Source organism: Luteibacter sp. PvP120, assembly GCF_054055715.1.
Genome location: NZ_JBSRXP010000013.1, coordinates 51,001 through 72,901, shown reverse-complemented (window position 1 = coordinate 72,901; position 21,901 = coordinate 51,001). Strand labels below are relative to the sequence as shown.

The window sequence follows — 21,901 nt, the reverse complement described above, 5'->3', positions numbered from 1 at the left end:
CGGACAAGGCCCGAAGGGGGCCGGCCAGGACGGCCGGCCATTTTCGCTGAGCCATGGATGGCGAATCGAAAATCCCCGTTCGAAGCCCGACCCGGCCCGAAGGGCAATCCATAAACGGCCGCGCGTAGGAGCGCACGATGTGCGCGAACCAGATACACGGCCGCGCTAGCGGCCTTTCCTTGATGGGTCGCCACAGGCGTGGCCCCGAGGGTGGCACCCGCCGGCTCTTGCTCCAAGACCCAAGGCCAAACGCGATGCCGAAGGCGAGCCCCGCCCACGAAATCACGATCAACGTCCGCAACTGGGATCTACAACCAACCAAGTTGCGCGACGCAACAAATCCCGGCATGATCGGACTTCCATTTTTCGTGACCCTGCCGTGTCCCATACCGTCTACACCGCCGTCGTCTTTACCAGCGCCCGCATGGCCGCAGGAATGACCTCGCGTGCTCGTCGACCGTACATCGGACATTCGGCCGGGTAGGCTGTCGCGCGCATTTCATCTGCATCGACTAAAAAACCCGGCCCCGTGCCGGGTTTTTTCGTTTCCGATTCCTGCCACTCCACCCACGGCCCCCGGGCCACCGACCGATCTGGACTGCCATGACCGTTCGCCACTTCCTCAACACCCAGGATTACAGCCGCACCGAGATCGACGCCCTGCTCGCGCAGGCCGCCGAGTTCAAGCGGTCGCCGCAGGGCCAGCAGCTGGCTGGCAAGTCGATCGCGCTGTTGTTCTTCAACCCGTCCATGCGCACGCGCACCAGCTTCGAACTGGGTGCCTTCCAGCTCGGCGGGCACGCGGTGGTGCTGGCGCCGGGCAAGGACGCGTGGCCGATCGAGTTCGAGGTCGGTACGGTGATGGACGGCGATACGGAGGAGCACATCGCCGAGGTGGCCCAGGTGCTGTCGCGCTATGCCGACATCATCGCCGTGCGCGCCTTCCCGAAGTTCGTCGACTGGCAGGTGGATCGCCAGGACATCGTGCTGAAGGCGTTCGCACGCTACGCCACCGTGCCGGTGATCAACATGGAGACGATCACCCATCCCTGCCAGGAGCTGGCCCATGCCATGGCCCTGAAAGAGCACCTGGGCGACCTGCAGAACAAGAAATACGTGTTGACCTGGACCTACCATCCCAAGCCGCTCAACACGGCCGTGGCCAACTCGGCGCTGATGATCGCGACGAAGATGGGCATGGACGTGACCCTGCTGTGTCCCACGCCCGAGTACGTCCTGGACGAACGCTACATGGACTTCGCGAAGCAGAATGCCGCCGAGAACGGTGGGTCGCTGCAGGTGTCGCACGATATCGAATCGGCGTACAGCGGCGCGCATGTGATCTACGCCAAGAGCTGGGGTGCCATCCCGTACTTCGGCCGCTGGGACGAAGAGAAGGCCATCCGCGACGCGAACAAGCACTTCATCGTCGATGAGGCCAAGATGGCGCTCACCGACCGTGGGCTGTTCAGTCACTGCCTCCCGTTGCGCCGGAACATCAAGGCGACCGACGCGGTGATGGATTCGCCGGCATGCATCGCCATCGACGAGGCGGAAAACCGTCTGCACGTCCAGAAGGCCGTCATGGCCTCGCTCATTTCGCACGCGTCGGGCGCCAGGTCCGGCCTCGGTTTCTGATTCGTCCTTCCCCTTGTCCCTTACCCCTTTTCCCGGAGCCAGCATGTCCAGCAAAGATATCGTCCTCGCCTTCTCGGGCGGCCTCGACACCAGCTTCTGCGTCCCCCACCTGATGGAGCGTGGCTATGCCGTGCACACCGTGTTCGTCGACACCGGCGGCGTGTCCGCGGAGGAGCGCGAATACATCGAGCAGCGCGCGACCGAACTGGGTGCCGCTTCGCACCGCACCGTCGACGCGTCGCAGGCGATCTGGGACAGCTTCGTCACACCGCTGATCTGGGCGGGCGAGTTCTACCAGGGGCAGTATCCGCTGCTGGTGTCGGATCGCTACCTCATCGTGAAGGCATCGCTGGAGCGTTGCGACGAACTGGGCACCAAGCTGTTCGCGCACGGCTGCACCGGCATGGGCAACGACCAGGTGCGCTTCGACCTGACCGTGCGTGCGCTGGGCGATTACACCATCGTGGCGCCGATCCGCGAGATCCAGCGCGAGCACACCCAGGTGCGTGCCTACGAGCAGGCCTATCTGGAAGAAAAGGGCTTCGAAGTCCGCGCCAAGACCAAGCACTACACGATCAACGAGAACGTGCTGGGCGTGACCATCTCCGGCGGCGAGATCGACGCATGGGAAATCCCGGGCGAGGGTGCGGTCGGCTGGTGCGCACCGCGTGCCGAATGGCCGTCCGAACCGCTGCGCATCGAGCTGGGCTTCGAGAAGGGTGTGGCGGTCTCGCTCGATGGCAAGGCGGCGACGGGTCCGGAGATCCTTGCTTTCCTCAACCGCGAACTGGCGAAGTACGGCGTGGGCCGCAGCCTGTACACGGGTGACACCAACATCGGCCTGAAGGGCCGTATCGTGTTCGAGGCGCCGGCACTGACCGCGCTGCTGACCGCGCACCGCGCGCTCGAAGAAACCGTGCTGTCCAAGCAGCAGAACCGCTTCAAGCCGGAAATCGGCCGCAAGTGGACGGAAGTGGCCTATGAGGGCTTCTTCAACGACCCGATCAAGGCCGACCTCGAGGCCTACCTGGTCTCCACGCAGCGCAAGGTCGACGGTAACGTCATCGTCGAGACCCGTGGCGGTTCCATCTACGCGGTGAAGGTCGAATCGAAGAACCTGTTGCACTCGTCCAAGGCGACCTACGCACAGGCGGCCGACTGGGGCGTGGCCGAGGCCGAGGGCTTCATCAAGCTCTACGGCATGAGCTCGACGATCTGGGCGGAAGTCGACCGCGCCAACGGGAACTGATCCACGACCATGGACAAGCTTCTCGACGACACCCTGACCCATCTGCGTGCGCTGGTCGGTTTCGACACGCGCAATCCGCCGCGTGAGATCGGCACCGACGGCATCTTCGACTACCTGCGCGCCAACCTCCCGGGGTTCGATGTGCAGGTTACCGATTTCGGCGCGGGCGCGGTCAACCTGTACGCCGTGCGCGGTACGCCGAAGTACCTGTTCAACGTGCACCTGGATACCGTGCCGGATTCGCCGCACTGGACGGCGAGCCCGCACGAACTGCGGGTGACCGAAGACCGCGCAATCGGCCTGGGCGCGTGCGACATCAAGGGCGCCGCCGCGGCGCTGGTCGCCGTGGCCAACGCCACGCAGGGCGACATGGCGCTGTTGCTGTCCACGGACGAGGAAGCCAACGACGCCCGCTGCATCGACGGCTTCCTGAAGACGCCGCGCGACTACGAGGCGATCATCGTCGCCGAGCCGACCCAGGGCGAGGCGGTGCTGGCGCACCGGGGCATCCTCTCGGTGCAGATGCGTTTCCAGGGCCGGGCAGGGCATGCCTCGGGCGACCAGAAACCGTCCGACAGCGCACTGCACCAGGCCACCCGCTGGGGTGCCGCCGCGCTGGACCACGTGCAGGCGCTGTCACACGAGCGCTTCGGTGGCCTGACGGGCCTGCGCTTCAACATCGGCAAGATCGAGGGCGGCATCAAGGCGAACGTCATCGCCCCCACGGCGGACGTGCGTTTCGGTTTCCGGCCGCTGCCCTCGATGGACGCCGATGCCCTGCTGGAGACCTTCCGCACGCTGGTCGATCCGGCGCCGGTGGAATACGGCGAAACCTTCCGCGGCGATTCGCTGCCGGCGGGCGACGTCGCCACGGCCGAGACCCGTCGGCTGGCCGCTCGCGACGTCGCCGACGAGCTGGGCATCCCGGTGGGCAATGCCGTGGACTTCTGGACGGAAGCGGCGCTGTTCTCCAAGGCCGGCTACACCACCTTCGTCTACGGCCCGGGCGATATCGCCCAGGCGCACACGGCCGACGAGTGGGTCCTCCTCGAACAACTGGCTGCCTATGCCAGGACCATCCATCGGATCGTCGACAGTGGAATCTAACCAACATACCCGCAAGACCATTGTGCGCCTGCTGTCCTCCATGGGCAGCGCACGTGAGATCCAGCAATACCTCAAGCGTTTCTCCCAGCTGGACGCCGCGCGTTTCGCCGTGGTCAAGGTGGGCGGCGCGGTCCTGCGCGACGACCTGCCGGCACTGACGTCCTCGCTGTCCTTCCTGCAGCAGGTGGGCCTGACGCCCATCGTGCTGCACGGCGCGGGTCCGCAGCTGGACGAGGAACTGGCCGCCGCCGGGATCGAGAAGAAGACGGTGAACGGCCTGCGGGTGACCTCGCCGGAAGCGCTGGCTATCGTGCGCCGGGTGTTCCAGGCGCAGAACCTGCGCCTGGTCGAGTCGCTGCAGGAAGCCGATACCCGTGCCACCTCCGTGCCTTCGGGCGTGTTCGCCGCCGAGTTCCTCGACCAGGCCACCTTCGGCCTGGTGGGGCGCGTGCGCGAGATCAACCTCGCGCCGATCGAGGCCAGCCTGCGTGCCGGGTCCATCCCGGTGATCGCCAGCCTGGGCGAAACCGACGCGGGGCAGATCCTCAACATCAACGCCGACTTCGCCGCCAACGAACTGGTGCGCGTGTTGCAGCCCTACAAGATCGTGTTCCTGACGGGCACCGGTGGCCTGCTGGACGGCGAGGGTACGGTGATCGATTCGATCAACCTGTCGACCGAGTACGACCAGTTGCTCAAGCAGCCCTGGCTGCACTCGGGCATGCGCCTGAAGATCGAGCAGATCAAGGACCTGCTGGACGACCTGCCGCTGACTTCTTCGGTATCGATCACGCGCCCGGCGGAACTGGCCAAGGAACTGTTCACCCACAAGGGCTCCGGTACGCTGGTCCGCCGCGGCGAGCGCGTGTTGCGTTTCGAGTCGTGGGAGGGCGTGGACAAGGCGCGGTTGCGTGAGCTGATCGAATCCAGCTTCGGGCGCAAGGTGGTGCCGGATTACTTCGAGCGCACCGACCTCTACCGCCTCTATGTCTCGGAGAACTATCGCGCGGCGATGGTGCTCACCCAGGACGAAGGCTTCGCGTACCTCGACAAGTTCGCGGTGCTGGACGACGCGCAGGGCGAAGGCCTGGGGCGTGCCGTGTGGCAGGTGATGCGCGACGAGAACCCGAAGCTGTTCTGGCGTTCGCGCCACGGTAACGTCATCAACCATTTCTATTACGCGGAGTCCGACGGCTGTTTCAAGCAGTCGCGCTGGAAGGTGTTCTGGTACGGCCTGGACAACTTCGCGGACATCGAACGCTGCGTGGCGCATTGCGCCACGCGCGTCCCCACCCTTCAGGACTGAGCGGTCATGGCAAGCAAGACCATCGGCATCGTCGGCGCGCGCGGCCACACCGGCGCCGAGCTGATCACACTCGTCGCGAACCATCCCGGCCTCGAGCTGGCCTTCGTCTCGTCGCGCGAACTGGCGGGGCAGCCGCTCGCCGACCACAACGAGGCCTACAAGGGAACCCTGGCGTTCGGCAACCTCGATCCGGCCGCGGTGGCGGAGCAGGGGGTGGACGTGGTGATCCTGGCCTTGCCCAACGGCAAGGCGGCACCGTATGTCGAGGCGATCGACAAGGCCGGCGGTTCGACGGTGATCGTCGACCTGTCGGCGGATTACCGCTTCGACGAGCGTTGGTACTACGGCTTGCCCGAACTCTACCGGGACCGCTGGCGCGGCGAGAAGCGAATCAGCAACCCCGGTTGCTATGCCACTGCGATCCAGGCATCCATCGCCCCGATCAAGGACCTGCTGGCGGCGCCGCCGGTGTCGTTCGGTGTCTCCGGCTATTCCGGCGCGGGCACCACGCCCTCGGACCGCAACGATCCGGAAAAGCTGCGCGACAACCTCATGCCGTACGCGCTCACCGGACACATGCACGAGAAGGAAGCCAGCCGGCACCTCGGCATGCCGGTGGAATTCATGCCGCACGTCGCGCCGCATTTCCGTGGCCTGACGGTAACGACCAACCTCTACCTGGCCAAGCAGGCCAAACGGGAGGATATCGTCCGTCGCTTCGAGGCGCGCTACGAGAAGGAAAAGCTCATCCATGTCGTCGACGAGGCGCCGTGGGTCAGCCAGATCGCCAACCGGCACCATCTCGACGTGGGTGGTTTCGCGCTGTCCGTCGACGGCCGTCGCGTGGTCGTCGTGGCCACGCTGGACAACCTCCTGAAGGGTGCGGCCACGCAGGCCCTGCAGAACGTCAACCGTGCGCTCGGCTTCGACGAGCTCACCGCTATCCCGCTTTAAGGACCCTACGATGACCCAGCCGCTCTGGCAGAAATCCGGCATCCAGGTGGACGCGAAGATCATGCGTTTCCTCGCCGGCAACGACGTGGTGCTCGATCGCGAGTTCTTCCTGCACGACATCACCGCGAGCAAGGCGCACGTCGAGGGCCTGGCCAATATCGGCGTGGTGTCGCACGACGAGCGCGATGCCCTGCTGCGTGAACTGGACACGCTGGCGGCCGACTTCTCGGCCGGCACGTTCGTGCTCGACGACCGTTTCGAGGATGGTCACTCTGCCATCGAGGCACGCCTGACCGAACGCCTGGGCGATGCCGGCCGCCGCGTGCATACGGGGCGCAGTCGCAACGACCAGGTGCTAGTGGCGACACGCCTGTGGCTGAAAGAGAAACTCTCGACGCTGGAAGCGCTGTGCCGCCGTATCGCCGAGGTCTGCCTGGAGCGCGCAGCGGGCGATGCCCTGCCGATGCCCGGGTACACGCATATCCAGCGGGCGGTGGTGTCGTCCACCGGCATGTGGTTCGCGGCGTTCGCCGAGGCGTTCATCGACAACACGCTGCGCGCGAAGCAGGCACTGGCGCTGATCGACGCCAACCCACTGGGCACCGCTGCGGGGTATGGCGTCAACGTGCCGCTGGATCGCGCCCATACCACGGCAGCCCTCGGCTTCGCCCGCATGCAGGTCTCGCCAATCTACGCGCAGCTCTCGCGCGGCAAGTTCGAGATGGCCGCGCTGGACGCGGTGGGCACGGCGTTGCTCGACACGCGCCGCCTGGCCTGGGACCTGTCGCTGTTCACCACGGCGGAGTTCGACTTCGTGGCGCTGCCGCCCGAGTACACCACGGGTTCGTCGATCATGCCGAACAAACGCAACCCCGATGTGGTGGAACTGTTGCGCGCCAGCTATGCCAGCGTGGCTGCCGCGCGCACCGAGATCGAGCAGCTGCTGTCGTTGCCCTCGGGCTACCAGCGTGACCTGCAGTTCTCGAAGGGTTCGCTGTTCCACGGTTTCTCGATGGGCCTGGGTGCCCTCGACCTGCTGCCGGACATGCTTGCGCGTTTCGAATGGAAAGCGGACAAGATGCGCGCCGCGATCGAGCCGGCGATGTACGCCACCGACGTCGCGATCGAGCAGGCCGTGGCCGGTGTGCCATTCCGCGATGCGTACCGCGCCGCCGCCGAAACCGCCGCCTCGGCCGGCGACGGCCGCACGCCCGAATCCAGCCTCGCCGCCCGCACCTCCCCCGGCGCCGGCCACGACCTGATGCTGACCACCCTCCACCAAAGGCTCTCCACCCTAGGCTCTCCACCTCGCGACTCGTCACCGTGATGTAGGAGCGCACGATGTGCGCGAACCCTCATGCTGCATCTTGCGAATGAGGCCGTAAATCTAAAAATCAAAGGCGGTTAAGCACGTCCCCTATCCCGAACGACAACGCAACCTCAAGCAATAACGCCATCTCATCGCGCACATCGTGCGCTCCTACACGTAACAACGCACCCTTCACCAACAACGCACCGCCATCGCGCACATCGTGCGCTCCTACACAGCCCATATCATCCTGGAGACTCCATGGCTGGCGGCTTCAACGAGCAACCCTTGCCGACGTGGCGCCGCGCCGTGCTCAAGGTGGGCAGCAGCCTGCTGACGACGCCAGCAGGCGCGCTCAGCGGCGAGCATGCGGAAGGCTTGGCGGCCTTCGTGCGCGCCAGCCGTAGCGCCGGTCGCGAGGTGGTGATCGTATCGTCCGGCGCGGTCGCGGCCGGGCGGGGTTTTGCCGCGCCGGAGCGCGCCGCAGGGCTGACCGGTCGCCAAGCGCTGGCCGCACTGGGCCAGACACGGTTGATCGCGTTGTGGCAGGGGTTTTTCGACGCGCCGGTGGCGCAGGTGCTGCTCACCCACGACGACCTGCGCAACCGCCGCCGCTACGTCAACGCGCGTTCCACCCTGCGCGAGCTACTCGCGCTCGGCGCCATCCCCGTCATCAACGAGAACGACACAGTGGCGGTGGACGAGCTGAAACTGGGCGACAACGACAACCTTGCGGCGATCGTGGCGGCCTTGGTCGATGCCGACGTGCTGTTCATCGCATCGGACATCGGCGGCCTGTACACGGCCGACCCGCGCACCGATGCCGACGCGCAACCCATCGACGGCGTCACGGCAGTCACTCCGGCGCATCTCGCCAGCGCGGGCGGAGCGGGCACGGCGGCCGGCACGGGCGGCATGCGGACCAAGCTGGAAGCTGCCGGCAAGGCCGCGGCGGCGGGTATCGAGACCGTGCTGTTCAACGGACGCGACCCTGCCTGTGTGGCGCGCCTGGCCGATGGCGTGCTCACCGGCACCCGGCTGCACGCACCGGGCATGCCGTTGGCGGCGCGCAAGTACTGGCTGCGCCACACCCCTACGGCAGGCCGCATCGTGGTCGACGAGGGCGCGGCACGCGCGGTGCGCGAGCGTGGCGCCTCGCTGCTGCCCGGAGGCGTGTCGGCCGCGACAGGCGATTTCGCACGTGGCGACGTGGTCGAGATTGCCGAGGACGACACTGTTTTCGCCCGCGGCATCGCACAGTATGCCGCCGTCGATATCCGGCGTATCGCGCGCCGCCATACGCGCGATATCGAGGTATCGCTCGGCTACAGTTACGGCGAGAACGTCGTCCACCGTGACGACCTGGTCGTCCTTCCCGCATGAACGAGGCCACCATGACGCTTACCCTGCGCGAGCGAGCGCTCGACTGTCGCGATGCGGCATCCGCCATCTCGTCCCTCGACACGGCGTCCAAGCGACACGTGCTGACGGCCATGGCGAAGGCGCTCGAAGCGGCCGCTCCCGCCATCCTCGCGGCCAATGCGATCGACATGGCCGCGGCGCGCGCGAGCGGCACTGCGACGGCCATGCTCGACCGCCTGCGTCTGGACGACGAACGGGTGTTCGCCATCGCGCGGGCCATGCGCGACGTGGCCACGCTACCGGACCCGGTCGGCCTGATCACCCGTCGCGAAATACGGCCCAACGGCATCGAGGTGCAGCGCGTGCGCATCCCCCTCGGCGTCATCGCGATGATCTACGAGGCGCGGCCCAACGTCACCGCCGATGCGGCCGCGCTTTGCCTGATGGCCGGCAATGCGGTGATCCTGCGCGGCGGCTCCGACGCGATGCAGTCCAACATCGCCATCGCCGACGTGCTGCGCGGCGCGCTGCGCGATGCGGGCCTGCCGGAGGCCGCGCTCACGCTGATCGACGATCCGCGCCGCGAAACGATGATCGAACTGCTGCAGCTGGTGGACATCGTCGACCTGGCGATTCCGCGCGGCGGTGAAGGCCTCATTCGCTTCGTGGCGGAGCATGCGCGTGTGCCGGTCATCAAGCACTACAAGGGCGTCTGTCACCTCTATATCGATCGCGACGTGGATCACGACCTGGCCCTGCGCCTGCTGGTCGACGGCAAGACGAGTCGTCCCGGCGTGTGCAATGCGCTGGAGACATTGCTGGTGCACCAGGATGCCGCCGCCGCATTCCTGCCACGCGCGATCTCGCGCCTGCGCGAGCTGGGCGTGCAGGTGCGCGGCGACGATGCGACGCGTGCTCTGGCAGAGGGTGTGGTGTCCGCTTCGGAGGACGACTACGCCGCCGAGTTCCTGGACCTCGTCATCGCCGTGCGGGTCGTTCCGACGCTCGACGATGCCATCGCACACATCCGTCGCTATGGCTCCGACCACACCGAAGTGATCGCCACGCGCGACGACGCGGCGGCCGCGCAATTCATTCGTGCCATCCGCTCGGCGGTGGTCATGGTCAACGCGTCGTCGCGCTTCAGCGACGGCGGTGAGCTGGGGCTGGGCATGGAAATCGGCATTTCGACCACGCGCCTGCATGCCTACGGCCCGATGGGCGCGGAGTCGTTGACGGTGGAGCGGTTTGTCGTGCGTGGGTCTGGCCAAACCCGCGCCATCTAAGTGTTCCGACGTAAACTCGACATAGGGACGTTGGCCGTACCTATAAGGTTCTTTATAACTGGTCTTCTCGTTGTCGACGGAGACGCGAGGCCAAATAAGGATGTCTTGCTACGTTTCCGCAATGCCGACGGACTGCTCCTCGTCTACCCCGATAAATCCCGCGAAGAATGCGCACGCACCCTCTCAGCGTTTTCCGCACTCGTGCCGGCTTTGCAGTAACGAGCCCAAGCATGCGTTTATGTTTCGGTGACCACGACGGTGATTCCCCTTGCTCGGAACGCAATCGTCGTAATTCAGAAAGCGCAACATATTGCGAATAACGATGCGGGATTTATTAGCGCAACTCCGCGCGCATGGATTGACGCGTTCAATGTTGCTTCGGCCACTTTGCAAGCGTAAAGAATGTGGGAAATGAGGCTGAAGCCACTTGACGTCAGATGATGTCGTGGTGAGAATTCGCCAGCTAAGAGAGCTCGGGGGCAAAGCTCTTACGACATGCTGTCGCTCGTGTGCGCGCTTTAAAGCCATTCACGTTGACTTAAAGGATTAGGGTATGCCGCTTTTTCTCGGATGTATGTCGTCCGTCTGTGCACGCGCAATCAGCATTTTATTATTCGCCGGGGCCTTGTGCGCATTCGTTGGCGCCCTTCACGCAGCTCCTGTGACTCAGTGGGGCCCCCCTTACTACGCGGAGGGATGGCAGGCTGGCCACACCTGCCAAGACAACACCAGCATCTATAAGGATCGGACCGTCGATGAAGACACCATCGATGCCGCGCGAGCCGATTTTGCCGCCGCGTTACGCGGGTGCTATGGCCTTGGATGCACCGTCACGTTGCAACCGGTCGACCCAGCTACGCATGGTGGAACGGTGGCCGATACGGTTCTGGGAGGAGGCTGTTACATCGTTGGACCGAGGATCAAGGCGACCAGCAGCGTGCCCTCGCCCAGTGATGATGGCCCTGGCGGCGACGGCGGAGGTCATCATCACGATGACTCTACGCCGACCGTCGGCGATCCGGCAAATGCGCAAACGGGGGATAAGATCCTTCATGTGGTTGACTACGCCGGCACGCCATGGCTTGAGTTTCAGCGTTTCTATTCGAGCAACGATGACATCGATACAACGAGCATCGGCATACAGTGGCGCCACAGTTTTGACCGCACGCTGCAGGTGCTAGGTCATCCGGTGACTACGGCTGTGGCCACCCGTCCGGATGGATCAAAATCAACTTATCACCGGACCAACGGTGTCTGGACGGCGGATGCCTCCAGTGGCCAACGGTTGACCGAATCGGTCGATGGGAACGGTGCGATTGTTGCCTATCACTTGTTCGTCAGCATTTCCCAGCGTGACGAAACGTATGACGCTTCCGGGCGGCTTATCGCGATAGCTGATGCCTACGGTCAAGGTGTTTCGCTCACCTACAGCGATGCGTCAACCCCTACATCGGTGGCTCCTAAAGCCGGCCTGTTGATCAAAGTAATCGACAAGAAGGGCCGCGCACTGGCTTTTTCCTACGATGCAAAAGGCCGTATTACAGCGCTCGGACTGCCGGATGGGACAAACATCACCTACGCCTACACGTCGGAAGGCTATCTTGATACGGTCACCTTCGCAGACACAAAGTTCATCGAGTACTTCTACAACGAATCGGGGCTGTTTCACACGGCCTACGGCCCCTTGCTCACGGGCATCGTAGACGAGGCCGCACAGCGGTATGCCACGATCGCCTACGATGACCAGCGACGCACAGCGGGTATGAACTTTGGCGGCGACCGTGCGGGTACGACCGGAAGCGGCTCAAACGGGACGCAATTTACGTATAACGCCGACGGCACCACCACGGTTACCTTCGCTTTGGGCGGTAAAGCGAACCTGTCGTTCTCCTCCCCGGCCGGATTGAGCCGGTTGGCCGGCGTCGATACGGCATGTAATCCCGATTGCGATCTTGCCTATCAAGCCCGGACTTACGATGCCAGCGGCTACCCCGCGAGCACCACAGATTTTCTCGGTCGAGTCACCCAGACGCAATATAACGCTTATGGTCAGGTCACCTCGAAGGTCGAAGCGGTGGGCACCGATAGCCAGCGAACCACTACCACGACGTGGGACGACGCCTTGCGCGTGCCGACCCTTCGATCGGTGGCCGACAAGTCGGGCACGATTACCCAAAAAGAAGGCTGGGCCTACGACGCCAGCGGAAAGCTTCTCGCACGCTGCGAGATCGATGCGGCTAAAGCGCCAAGCTACGTCTGCGTAGCGACGGGAATGCCGCCTGCCGGGGTGCGACGCTGGACTTACAGCTATTGCACCGGCACGGAGAGCGGGTGTGCTTTTGCGGGCTTGCTCAAATCGGTGCAAGGCCCCCGCACCGACGTCTCCTCGGCGGTTCAGTACACCTACTACACCGACACTGCCACGACCGGATGCGGCACACCCGGCTCCGCTTGCCACCAGCCAGGGGATTTGCGCACAGCGACCGATCCCGTCGGGCATGCGGTCACCTTCGCGTCCTATGACGGGGCGGGGCGGGTGACGCGGGTCGTCGATGGGAATGGCACCATCACGGATACCACCTACACCTCGCGCGGCTGGGTCGGTAGTCGGACGGTCGATGGCGCCAAGACGGTCTTTACGTATACCCCCTACGGCGAGGTCGCTTCCATCACGGATCCGGATGGCGTCGTGATGCGTTACGGCTATGACGCCGCTCATCGCTTGATCTGGACCGACGACGCTTTGGGGAATGCGCTTGTTTACACTTTGGACCAAGCGGGCAATGTCACCGCCGAGCGGGTGGCCGATGTTGGGAATCACACCCTGCGGCAGCGCTCGCAACAGTTCAACGCCTTGGGTCAGTTGACGGCAGTCACCGATGGGCTGAATCAAACCATCTTTTCGGCGGCCGATGCCGGGGACTACGATGCCCAAGGTAGCCTGATCCAGCACAGCGACGGCCTGGGCGTGCTGGAACGGCAATCCTGGGACCCGTTGCGACGATTGGTGGGAACGGTGCGCAACTACAATGGCGCCGATGCAGCGATCCGCAACGCCGCGACCACCCTTGCCTACGACGCCTCGGATCGGGTGGTCGGCATCACCGATCCATCGAATTTGAACACTTTCCCAAGCTTCGACGGGTTGGGCAATCGGGTAGGTCTGCAGAGTCCCGACAGTGGGATCAGCGCTGACACCTACGATGCCGCGGGCAACCACACGGGTCATACGGACGCACGTAACGTTGTGCGCCATTACGCCTATGACGCTGCCGATCGAGTGACAGCGCAGACCTTCGCGGATACCTCCCTCAACGCGACGTATGCCTACGATGAGGCCAACAGCATCACCGGATGCACGGCGTCCAAGCCCATCGGCCGTCTGACCCGAATCGTCGAAAAGTCGGTCACTACCGTTTTCTGTTACGACGGCACCGGCCGGGTGATTCAGAAGAAGCAACTCCAGGGCACGGTGACCGACACCATCAGCTATGGCTACACCGCGGCTGGGCGACTCAAAACGCTGGTGAATCCGGATCAGACCGTTTTAACTTACAGCCGGAATAGCTTGGGGCAAGTCACCGCCATCGCTGCGACGCCAGTCGCGGGCAAGGCGGTCAACGCGGTGACGGCCGTGACCTATCTGCCGTTTGGCCCCGTGCTCAGCTACAAGCTGGGCAATGGTCAAACAGTCACTCGGACCTATGATGCAAACTATGCAGCCACCGATGTCGTGAGCCCGGCCGTCACGTTGCACTTCACTCGAGATGTTCTAGGACGGATCGCGGGAGTGTCGGACCGGACGACTACCACGCCGATCGCCGAGCAATACGCTTACGACAGCTTGGGACGGCTCGTTCGGGTGGGCACTGCCGCAGCGGCCACTCAAACCTTCACCTATAACCTCACCGGCGATCGCCTGACGAAGTCCGGGTCGGGCACGGCAACGGGCGCCTATGCGTATCTTGCGAACAGCCACCGATTGAGTGGCATTGGCAACGCGGCACGTACCAGCGACGCATCGGGCAATACGACCGCCGCGGTGAGCGCGGGTCAGACCTTTGGCTATGGCTACGATGGGCGTGGCCGTTTGACGGTCGTGCAAGCGAATGGGCAAACAGTGGGCGCCTACACGGTCAGTGCCTTGGGCCAGCGCACCATGAAAATGGTTGGCGCGACTGCGACACGTTTTGTCTACGACGAGAACGCCCATTTGCTGGGCGACTACGCGGCGAGCAGCCGGCGCAACATCGTTTGGATGGATGATATTCCCGTTGCCACCGTGGACACCACGGCAACGACTTCTGCCGTGAACTACATTCATGCCGACGCCCTCGGAACCCCGCGCGCCGTGACCAATGCAGCGGGCGGCGTGGTTTGGTTGTGGCATTACACGTCGAATGCCTTCGGAGAAGTAGCTCCTACAGTCACGGGTTCTTATGCGCTGAACCTTCGGTATGCCGGCCAGTATTTCGATGTCGAAAGCGGGCTGGTATACAATGTGAACCGTACCTACGAAGCCTCAACGGGTCGGTATCTAGAGAGCGACCCCACTGGCCTCGAAGGAGGCATATCGACCTATCTTTATGCGTTGGGACAACCGCTGAACTTGGTCGATCCACTGGGTCTTGATCCCCACGACTATCGTCATGTGCCGTATTACCCCTATGGCATGTGGACAGATCCTGAGCAAGCTCGGGTGTACCCTGACGGCCCCGCTGGGTCAAGCGATGGAGTTCCGAGTCCAGCGGTCGATGCGGGTGGGCTTGGTTTGGGTATGGGGCTAGGTGGAGAAGTCGGAATAGGAATGGGGAGCTTTGGTGCTGGCTTGATCGGGATTGGATTCGGAGAAGGTGCGACTCACGCAGATTATGGCAACGAGCCATATATTCAGCACACAATGCCCCGACAGTGAGGCTGAACATGAGAATTGCTATAAAAATTGGTGTATTTGCTGCGTGGCTTCTGTTCTATTTCATACTTATAAGGCCTTTTTCTCCCCGCTGGCTCGGTGAAGGCATTCTTGTAGGCGGTACGGTTTTCGTACTGCGGATGTCTTCTCGTTATTTCCACTATGGGAAGGCGGGATTGAAGTTTTGGCGGTGGCATCAAACCCCCGATCCTAGGGATATCGATAATTAAATGACTTTTGCAAATGGTGCGCGGTGGCATTTGCATAAAGGACTCAACTGCTCCAAAGTGCCAAGGAGATATGCAAAGCAAATGCTGATGATATTAATGACAACATGTAAAGTGTTGGGCCAGCCAGTATTTCCTTAGTCAAGGCGGGCTTGCTTATTGTGTTAACCGCACCTGTGAAGCCGCAATGGATCAGTGTCGTATCGGACTTGGACGACGCGGCTCGTAAGCGGTCCTAAGCTGGTCGAACGAGTTCGCCACGAACCCGCTCGGCCACATCCATCATCGCGCACCACGCCCGCTCGATGGCATCGGCGAGGGCATCACGACCCAGGGCGACGGTTTCGATACGCCCGCCTTCGTCGGGCTCGTATTCGATCAGGACGCGCTCGCCATCGATCCACGCCTGGTTACCGGCAAGAAACAGCGGATCGTCGAAGCTGCCTGCACCCGGTTCGGGCGGCATGGAAAAAGCGGTACGCGTGTCGCGTGGGGCGTCGCGTAACAGCTCCATCGCTCGCGGGAAGGAGCCATCCTCATCGTCGAGTTCAAGATCGATGCGGTCCATTCGCCGACCGGCAAACAGTTCGACCGTACCGTTGAAGATCGCATGCGTAGCGTAGCCGTCCATGCGCAGTCTCGGATGTTTCAGCACCGCGCGGAGCGCAGCAACGTAGCGGTCGGTGACCGCCGGATGATCGCGCAGCCACACGCTACTGACATCGTCGATGGCGGTCACGTGACCATCGACTTTCACTTCCATACCGGCATGGGACACGCCGACGGGACGCTCCGGCAGCATGACCGGCAAGCCGCCAGCCTTCAGCCCAAACATCACCCGCCCAGGCGCCGTCCGCAACCAATGGGTCACCGCCTGCACGGCAAACCCGTCGCCGCGTTCGCTGTACGGTGCCGGGAACAGTTCCTGCTCGCTCATGCCTGCGTGCCGCGCCAGGCTTCGATGGCTTCCACCGCACCGAGGCAGTCGGCGAAGCGGTTGTACAACGGCGTGGGCGAGAGGCGGATGACATCGGGCTCGCGCCAGTCGCCAATGATGCCGTGTTGTTCGAGGTAACCGAACAGGTCGCGCCCGGCATCGCGCCCGGCACGGACACGCACGGACAATTGCGCGCCCCGCTGCAGCGGATCGGCGGGCGTCACCACATCCAGCGTGTCGTCCAGGCGGGTGCGGATCAGCCATTCGAGATAACCGGTGAGGCGGCGGCTCTTTTCCACCAGCCTCGGCATGCCGCCGGCCTGGGTGAAGATATCCAGGGAGGCGCGCAGCGGCGCCAGTGCCAGGATCGGTGGGTTGGACAGCTGCCAGCCATCTGCGCCCGGCGTGGGAACGAAATGCGGGCCCATCTGGAAACGCGTGCCCTTGTCATGGCCCCACCAGCCGGCGAAGCGCGGCACGTCGGCGTGGGCGTGGCGCTCGTGCACGAAGCAACCGGCCACGGCGCCCGGGCCGGCGTTGAGGTATTTGTATGTGCACCAGACGGCGAAGTCCGCGCCGCTGTCGTGCAGGGCCAGCGGCAGGTTGCCCACGGCGTGCGCGAGGTCGAAGCCTACCTTGCAGCCCTGGGCATGGCCCAGGCGGACGATGGTGGCCAGGTCGAACACCTGGCCGGTGCGGTACTGCACGCCCGGCAGCATGATGAGGGCCACGCGGTGGCCGTGCTCGGCGATGGCCCGTTCGATCGCATCGGCCGACAAGGTGCCGCCCGGGCCATCGGGCGTCAGCTCGATCAGGTCGGTGGCGGGATCGAACCCGTGGAAGCGGACCTGCGATTCCAGCGCATAGCGATCCGTCGGAAAGGCGCCGGCCTCCATCAGGACGGCGGGGCGCTCCGCGGTCGGCCGGTAGAAGCTCACCATCATCAGGTGCAGGTTCACACCGAGCGTGTTCATCGCCACCACTTCGTGTGGCTGTGCGCCGACCACCAGCGCCATCGCGTCGCGCACGTACTCGTGGTAATGCATCCATGGCGAGCGGCCACGAAAATGGGCTTCCACGGCGAGGTCGGCCCAGTCGGCCAGCTCGGCCTCGATCGCCGTGCGCACGCTCTTCGGTTGCAGGCCGAGCGAGTTGCCGCAGAAATACAGGCTGTCCCCGCCGGCATGCGGCGGGATGTGGAACGCGTTGCGGAACGCACGCAGCGGGTCGTTCGCGTCCTGGGCATCGGCCCACGCGCGGGTCGCTTCAAAACCGGTCATACGAAAAGCCTCGGGTACATCAGGAGGGCATGCGGGCGGCGAGTTCGGCACAGCCCTTGTCGAAACCGGCGCTCCATTTCGCGTCGCCGGCGGGGCGTGCGCAGCGCAGCTGGATGGCATAGCCGCCGCTGTAGAAATAACGCTCGTAGTACTCGAGTGTCACCGTGCCTTCCCGGGCCTTGTAGACGTTTTCGGTGGGGCCGGCGGGTTTGCCCGCCGCGTAGTCCTTCAGGCCGGACGCGCGGCTGCGCATGTTGCCCGAAAACTGCTGGAACCCGTTGAGGTTGGGCACCTTCTGCAGCGTTACCGAGACACGGGCGACCGTGGCGTCGGCGGCATTGGCACCGGGTACCTGGAAGATCTGCGTCTCGGTCTCGCCCTGCGACTGCATGATCGGGATCCAGCTGTCGGGCACGCTGAAACGGATGGCGCCCTCGGCCATCGATACCTCGGCGGCGCCGATGGCGGGACTGGCCAGCAACAGGCCTAGCAGGAGGGCAGGCACGGAGCGGTTCACGGTACGGATTCCCCAGGTCCAGCGGCGGTGCCGCGCGATGCACGCATTCTTGCACAGCACCACGTCACGTCACGCGGGTACGGGGTCCATCTCGAAGCGGGACAGCGGCACCCCCAGCCATGCCAGCGCGGTGCCGTGGAATAGCCTGGCCCGGTCGGTGTCGTCCAGGCCCAGCGCGTCGATGCCGCTGCCGGGCTCCTGCTCGCCCAGCGGGAACGGGTAGTCCGTGCCGAGCATGACGTGATCGGTGCCGGCGGTGGCCAGCAGGTAGCGTAATGCGGCCGCGTCGTGCACGCAGGAATCGAAGAACAGACGCGTGAGGTACTCGCGCGGGTTGCGCGGGTTGTCGGTGGCGACCAGGTCGGGGCGCATGCGGAAGCCATGTTCGATGCGCCCGATGGAATACGGAAAACTGCCGCCGCCGTGGGCCAGCATGACGCGCAGCGAGGGCAGGCGTTCCAGCACGCCACCGAAGATCAGCGCACACGCGGCACGCGCCTGTTCGGCCGGCATGCCTACCAGCCAGGGCAGCCAGTACTTGGGCATGCTCTCGCTGCCCATCATGTCCCACGGGTGGACCAGCACGGCGGCGCCGAGGTCGGCGGCGGCCTCGAAGAAGGGAAACAGCTCCGGCGCGTCCAGGTTCCAGGCGTTGCAGTGCGAACCGATCTGCACGCCCTGCAGGCCGAGTTCGCCGATGCAGCGCTCCAGTTCGCGAATGGCCAGCTCGGGTGCCTGCAACGGCACCGTGCCGATACCGGCGTAATGCCGGGGATGGGCCTGGCAGACCTCGGCCATGGCATCGTTGAGGTGGCGGTGCAGCTCCAGCGCGTGATGGCCGCGGGCCCAGTAGGAAAACATCACCGGCACGGTCGAGACGACCTGGACGTCGACACCGAAGCGCGCGTAATCGGCGATGCGCACCTCGGCATCGAAGGCCGTCTCCCACACTTCGCGGAAGAACTTCCCGTCCTTGTAGATGCGATGGTGGCCGCTCGCATGGGTCATCACGGGAAAGCGGTCGTCGCCGTAGCGGGCCGCCAGATCGGGCCAGTCACGAGGCAGGATATGCGCATGCGTGTCGATCTTGAGCATGGCCGGAGTGTAGCGCCGGCCCGCGGACAAGGCCTCTGGCGGTGCAGCAATCCCGCGTCGGATCAGGCCGGGGTGACCGACCGCCGGGTGACCACGTGCGCGATGGTGTCGACGTTGTCGGTGAGGCGGTCGGTCAGGCGCTCCAGCGCGCCCGCCAGCTCGCGATCGGTGGCGCGCCCCAGCGAGGCCATCAGGTGGCGCTGGTGCTCGCGCAGCAGGGGCGGCACGGCGATGCCCTCCGTGCGGGTCAGGGCCTCGGCCTGCGCCCGCAGCGCGACGGCGGCCTCGTGCACGAACGGTCCCACGTGTGCCCAGGCTTCCGGCACTTCGTCCCCGTCGATCAGGGATTCCAGTGCCATCGCCGTACGCGCCAGGCGGTTGCCGTTGGCGAACAGGGTTTCCGCCAGTTCCAGCAGCACGGCCGGCGTGCCGGGCTCGGCGCGCATGCGGTCGACCGACGCCTGGGCATTGGTGCGGGCCGTACGCGTCGCCGTGCGCACCTCATGACGCGTGCCCCGGTCGGCCGGGACCACCAGGGCGTCGAGGTAGTCGGCATAGGCGCGGAGCATGGTCGACAGCGACGTGCGTGCCTGGTGGCGCTCCCACGACGGCCACAGCAGGTAGGCCAGCAGCGCCAGCCCGCTGCCCAGCACGGTATTGAGTACCCGGTCGGCCATGGCCGCGTTGGGGTCCACGCCCTCGAACGACAGCAGCACCACCACGGTGCCGGTGAGGGCGGCCACCGCGATGCCGTAGTGCGCGACGGCGAGGTAGCGGAACCCGACGCACAGCACGCCCATCACGGCCAGGTGGGCCCACGCCACGTCCGGTGTCAGGCGCAGCACGAAGGTCGTCAGCAGCAGGCCCAGGATCGTGCCGACCACGCGCAGCAGCCCGAAGCTGAAGGTGGCGGCGAAATCCGGGCGCAGCACGATGGCGGCTGTCATCGGCAGCCAGTAGCCGTGCGGCAGGGCGAAGTGGCGCGACACGGCGAAGGCCAGCGTGAGCACCACGGCGCAGCGCACCGAGTGACGGAAGGCGACGGAGCCGGGCGTCAGGTTGGCGCGCAGGGTGGCCAGCGCCGAGCCGCTGCGCAGGGTTTCCGGCAGTGCGGTTTCCGCGCGTTGCGCGCGTTCCTCGCCGCGCGAGCCGGCCCAGTTGGTGTTGCGCACCGCGGCGGCCAACTGGCCGGACAAGGCCCGGATATGCCCGCCCAGCCCCGTGCCGGTCGAGCCGGCGAGCAGGGCGCGCTCGCTGGCCTGCAGCGTGGCCAGGGCGCGCTCGGCACGCTGCGGCGGCTCGGCCGCGTCCAGGGCGTCCGCCGTGGCGTCCAGCACCCGCGCGGCATCGGCACGGAACATGTCGCCCATGCCGTCGCGACGGGCGTCCAACTCGGCCATGGCGATCAGTTCGAGACGGATGCGCTCGGCCAGTTCCAGCAGCACCCGGAAGGCTTCCATGGCACGGCCGTGCGCATGGTGGCGGCCCAGCAGCGTGGTCTGCAGCGTGTTCATGGCATCGGCCAGCGCCGGTGCCTCGCCGTCCTTCTGCGGCTTGCGCGCCAGGTCGGCCAGCCCGCGGTACACCACGGCCAGGGCCAGTCGCTCGGGCCGATAGCGCTGCAGCGGCCAGGCGGCGACGGAGAATGCGGCCAGCAGCATGCCGCCGGCGAAGATCAGGGCGCCGCCGCTGAGCGCACCGATGAGATCCTTCGGCGTCGCCGCGGTGATGACCAGCAGCAGCATGCTGGTCATGCCGACGCGGGCGATGTCCGGGCCGAACACCACCAGCATGCCGCCGAGGAAGCCGCAGACCAGGCAGGCCAGGCACATCGGCCCCACCCAGTCGCCGATCAGGAAACCGACCAGCGAGGCCGCACCCGCGGCCAGCGCCGCGAGGAACAACCGGCTGAGCCGTTGCTGGTAGGGGCCCGGCTGATCGGAGAACATCGTGTCGAGCGCGCCGGCGGCCACGCCCAGGCCGATCTCCGGATACCCCAGCAGGATGCCCAGGGCCATGGGCAACACCACGGCCGCGGTGTTGCGCAAGGCCACGCGCACCGGTACGTCGGGCCGCTTCGTCCGGATCAGCGTATCGATGACACTGGCACGAAACGAATAGCGGCCGTTCATGGCATGGGCGCTTCGACGACCCTTACGCGCGGCCGGCGAATTCGCCGGTCAGCGTGTTGACGGTAACCTTCTCGCCGGTGGTGATGTACTCGGGCACCTGGATCTCGACGCCGGTCTGCAGCGTGGCGGGCTTGGAGCGCTTGGTGGCGCTGGCACCCTTCATCTCGGGCGCGGTGTCGGTCACCGTCAGCACCACCGAGGTCGGCACCTGCAGGCCCACGGGCGCATCGTCGATCACCTGGATGTAGTAGCCCTCCAGGTCTTCCACGACATAGCCGGCGTTGTCGCCGACCACGGCGGCGTCCAGCGTGTACTGGGTGTAGTCCTCGTCGTCCATGAAGACGAACGCGTCGCCATCCATGTAGGAGAACTTCGCCTGGCGGCGCTCCAGCGCGACTTCCTTCAGTTCGTCGTCGGCGCGCACGCTCAGGTCGAACTTGCGGTTACCCGGGATGGAATACAGCGTGAAGCGATACGTGACGTTGCCGCCGCGCGCGGACGGCGCACTGCGTTCGATGTCGCGGACCTGGTAGACGGTGCCGTCGTTCTCGACGACGTTACCCTTTTTGACTTCGGATGCTTTCATGGCG

The 21,901-nt window shown here is 65.1% G+C and carries 15 protein-coding genes; 9 read left to right on the top strand and 6 right to left on the bottom strand.

Translation table 11 applies throughout. The features are described 5' to 3' along the window. The first annotated feature begins 603 nt into the window (after positions 1–603). The 9 genes from ACVKN3_RS18740 to ACVKN3_RS18700 all read left to right on the top strand — a co-directional run bounded on the left by ACVKN3_RS18740 (position 604) and on the right by ACVKN3_RS18700 (position 15,126). Positions 604–1,638, top strand: coding sequence for an N-acetylornithine carbamoyltransferase (locus tag ACVKN3_RS18740; protein ID WP_354517432.1), 1,035 nt, complete (start codon positions 604–606; stop codon positions 1,636–1,638). A gap of 43 nt (positions 1,639–1,681) precedes the next feature. After that, the gene (locus tag ACVKN3_RS18735) at positions 1,682–2,887 is read left to right on the top strand and encodes an argininosuccinate synthase (protein WP_354517429.1); all 1,206 of its coding nucleotides are present in this window, start codon (positions 1,682–1,684) and stop codon (positions 2,885–2,887) included. A gap of 9 nt (positions 2,888–2,896) precedes the next feature. Then, positions 2,897–3,994: an acetylornithine deacetylase gene (locus tag ACVKN3_RS18730; protein ID WP_354517427.1), complete on the top strand. Its 1,098-nt coding sequence runs from the start codon at positions 2,897–2,899 to the stop codon at positions 3,992–3,994. Beyond that, positions 3,984–5,300: an acetylglutamate kinase gene (locus ACVKN3_RS18725; RefSeq protein WP_285406899.1), complete on the top strand. Its 1,317-nt coding sequence runs from the start codon at positions 3,984–3,986 to the stop codon at positions 5,298–5,300. The genes ACVKN3_RS18730 and ACVKN3_RS18725 overlap by 11 nt, the downstream gene beginning before the upstream one ends. Before the next feature lie 6 nt (positions 5,301–5,306). Then, positions 5,307–6,254, top strand: coding sequence for an N-acetyl-gamma-glutamyl-phosphate reductase (gene argC / locus ACVKN3_RS18720; protein ID WP_354517424.1), 948 nt, complete (start codon positions 5,307–5,309; stop codon positions 6,252–6,254). Between the two features lie 10 nt (positions 6,255–6,264). After that, positions 6,265–7,581, top strand: a complete 1,317-nt coding sequence (locus ACVKN3_RS18715; RefSeq protein ID WP_354517422.1) for an argininosuccinate lyase — start codon at positions 6,265–6,267, stop codon at positions 7,579–7,581. A gap of 243 nt (positions 7,582–7,824) precedes the next feature. Further along, on the top strand, positions 7,825–8,946 hold the full coding sequence (gene proB / locus ACVKN3_RS18710) for a glutamate 5-kinase (RefSeq protein WP_354517420.1): 1,122 nt from the start codon (positions 7,825–7,827) through the stop codon (positions 8,944–8,946). A gap of 11 nt (positions 8,947–8,957) precedes the next feature. Beyond that, complete coding sequence (locus ACVKN3_RS18705) at positions 8,958–10,211, top strand: glutamate-5-semialdehyde dehydrogenase (RefSeq protein WP_354517417.1); 1,254 nt, start codon at positions 8,958–8,960, stop codon at positions 10,209–10,211. A 553-nt stretch (positions 10,212–10,764) separates the two neighbouring features. Continuing rightward, entirely contained in the window at positions 10,765–15,126 is a 4,362-nt protein-coding gene (locus tag ACVKN3_RS18700) for an RHS repeat-associated core domain-containing protein (protein ID WP_354517415.1), read from the top strand. A gap of 459 nt (positions 15,127–15,585) precedes the next feature. On the opposite strand, the gene ACVKN3_RS18695 is transcribed toward ACVKN3_RS18700, so the two are convergent. From ACVKN3_RS18695 to efpL, 6 genes are all read right to left on the bottom strand, one after another. Then, positions 15,586–16,230, bottom strand: a complete 645-nt coding sequence (locus ACVKN3_RS18695) for a hypothetical protein (RefSeq protein ID WP_354517413.1) — start codon at positions 16,228–16,230, stop codon at positions 15,586–15,588. Between the two features lie 53 nt (positions 16,231–16,283). After that, complete coding sequence (kynU, locus tag ACVKN3_RS18690) at positions 16,284–17,567, bottom strand: kynureninase (RefSeq protein ID WP_354517411.1); 1,284 nt, start codon at positions 17,565–17,567, stop codon at positions 16,284–16,286. Between the two features lie 19 nt (positions 17,568–17,586). Further along, complete coding sequence (locus ACVKN3_RS18685) at positions 17,587–18,084, bottom strand: hypothetical protein (RefSeq protein ID WP_285406913.1); 498 nt, start codon at positions 18,082–18,084, stop codon at positions 17,587–17,589. A 69-nt stretch (positions 18,085–18,153) separates the two neighbouring features. Continuing rightward, entirely contained in the window at positions 18,154–19,179 is a 1,026-nt protein-coding gene (locus tag ACVKN3_RS18680) for an amidohydrolase family protein (RefSeq protein WP_354517409.1), read from the bottom strand. Positions 19,180–19,241: 62 nt separating this feature from the next. Continuing rightward, positions 19,242–21,311, bottom strand: a complete 2,070-nt coding sequence (locus ACVKN3_RS18675) for an FUSC family protein (protein WP_285406919.1) — start codon at positions 21,309–21,311, stop codon at positions 19,242–19,244. A 22-nt stretch (positions 21,312–21,333) separates the two neighbouring features. Beyond that, entirely contained in the window at positions 21,334–21,897 is a 564-nt protein-coding gene (efpL, locus tag ACVKN3_RS18670) for an elongation factor P-like protein EfpL (protein ID WP_285406921.1), read from the bottom strand. Positions 21,898–21,901 lie beyond the last annotated feature (4 nt).

What these genes read in the sequence shown, in the direction of transcription:
- kynU (WP_354517411.1), bottom strand. Translation starts at nt 17,567, where the DNA reads ATGACCGGTTTTGAAGCGACCCGCGCGTGGGCCGATGCCCAGGACGCG.
- ACVKN3_RS18735 (WP_354517429.1), top strand. Translation starts at nt 1,682, where the DNA reads ATGTCCAGCAAAGATATCGTCCTCGCCTTCTCGGGCGGCCTCGACACC.
- ACVKN3_RS18705 (WP_354517417.1), top strand. Translation starts at nt 8,958, where the DNA reads ATGACGCTTACCCTGCGCGAGCGAGCGCTCGACTGTCGCGATGCGGCA.
- ACVKN3_RS18715 (WP_354517422.1), top strand. Translation starts at nt 6,265, where the DNA reads ATGACCCAGCCGCTCTGGCAGAAATCCGGCATCCAGGTGGACGCGAAG.
- efpL (WP_285406921.1), bottom strand. Translation starts at nt 21,897, where the DNA reads ATGAAAGCATCCGAAGTCAAAAAGGGTAACGTCGTCGAGAACGACGGC.
- ACVKN3_RS18740 (WP_354517432.1), top strand. Translation starts at nt 604, where the DNA reads ATGACCGTTCGCCACTTCCTCAACACCCAGGATTACAGCCGCACCGAG.
- proB (WP_354517420.1), top strand. Translation starts at nt 7,825, where the DNA reads ATGGCTGGCGGCTTCAACGAGCAACCCTTGCCGACGTGGCGCCGCGCC.
- ACVKN3_RS18730 (WP_354517427.1), top strand. Translation starts at nt 2,897, where the DNA reads ATGGACAAGCTTCTCGACGACACCCTGACCCATCTGCGTGCGCTGGTC.
- ACVKN3_RS18700 (WP_354517415.1), top strand. Translation starts at nt 10,765, where the DNA reads ATGCCGCTTTTTCTCGGATGTATGTCGTCCGTCTGTGCACGCGCAATC.
- argC (WP_354517424.1), top strand. Translation starts at nt 5,307, where the DNA reads ATGGCAAGCAAGACCATCGGCATCGTCGGCGCGCGCGGCCACACCGGC.
- ACVKN3_RS18675 (WP_285406919.1), bottom strand. Translation starts at nt 21,311, where the DNA reads ATGAACGGCCGCTATTCGTTTCGTGCCAGTGTCATCGATACGCTGATC.
- ACVKN3_RS18680 (WP_354517409.1), bottom strand. Translation starts at nt 19,179, where the DNA reads ATGCTCAAGATCGACACGCATGCGCATATCCTGCCTCGTGACTGGCCC.